A 791-nucleotide genomic window follows, 5' to 3' on the forward strand; every position below is an offset into this window, starting at 1 on the left:
CGGCAGGCGAAAACGGTCATTACGGTTCAATATCCGATGAATGTATGCGGTATTATTACGATATGCACAATAAGCCGGAAACCTTTTCGGAAAAAGAATTAAGGGAAGACCGTATATACGGATTAAAACTTATCAAGATACGTTCCGTCTTTATCTACAACATTATCTTTATATGCGTTTGCATAAAGTCCGGTTTGCGGATGCTGAATGAATTCCGTGCATCGTCTGTTCTCATCACGGCTTGCTCGGTATTCCTCAACATCGCCGTCATGCTCCGCTGTCCTGTATGAATAACGGTAAAATTCCACCGCCATAGCTGTTCACCTCACATATTCATTACCGGGGCTGCCTCGGTCTGTTCATTCTGATCCGCCTGCAATTCGGTATTGCTTTCGGCAGTTTTTTGTTCGTCTGAACGCTTTTGAGACTTTTTATTCCCTGCCTTTTTTGTTTCTTTCCCCTCTTCATGGTTCTGCTCCTCCTGCTGTGTTAATTTCTGTTCGTATGCTTCAAGCACCGCACTGTGGAGATTTTCTCTTCCCTCTTTTGTAATCGGGAAACAAATATCCTCATATTTGGCTCCTGCCTTACGGGAAGGCATTGACACAAACGGACCGTCATTGCCCTCAAAAATCCTCACACCTTTTACAACAAACTCGTCATTGATGGAAACCGAGGCAACTCCCTTTAAGCTTCCGGGTTTGTTAATAAGGTTCACGCTTGCTTTGTAATTCATAAATTCTACCCCTTTCTTTTATATAACTCATCATCCACTTCTTTTAACCTTTCAC

General features: G+C 42.9%; 2 protein-coding genes. Both read right to left on the reverse strand.

Translation table 11 applies throughout. The features are described 5' to 3' along the window. Positions 1-122: 122 nt before the first annotated feature. Positions 123-314, reverse strand: coding sequence for a DUF3849 domain-containing protein (locus tag H8706_RS12145; protein ID WP_262432846.1), 192 nt, complete (start codon positions 312-314; stop codon positions 123-125). Positions 315-325: 11 nt separating this feature from the next. Continuing rightward, a complete protein-coding gene (locus H8706_RS12150) occupies positions 326-736 on the reverse strand; it encodes a SpoVG family protein (protein ID WP_262432847.1) in 411 nt (136 codons plus the stop codon). Positions 737-791 lie beyond the last annotated feature (55 nt).

The organism is Qingrenia yutianensis (assembly GCF_014385105.1).
GTDB classification, from domain to species: domain Bacteria; phylum Bacillota; class Clostridia; order UMGS1810; family UMGS1810; genus Qingrenia; species Qingrenia yutianensis.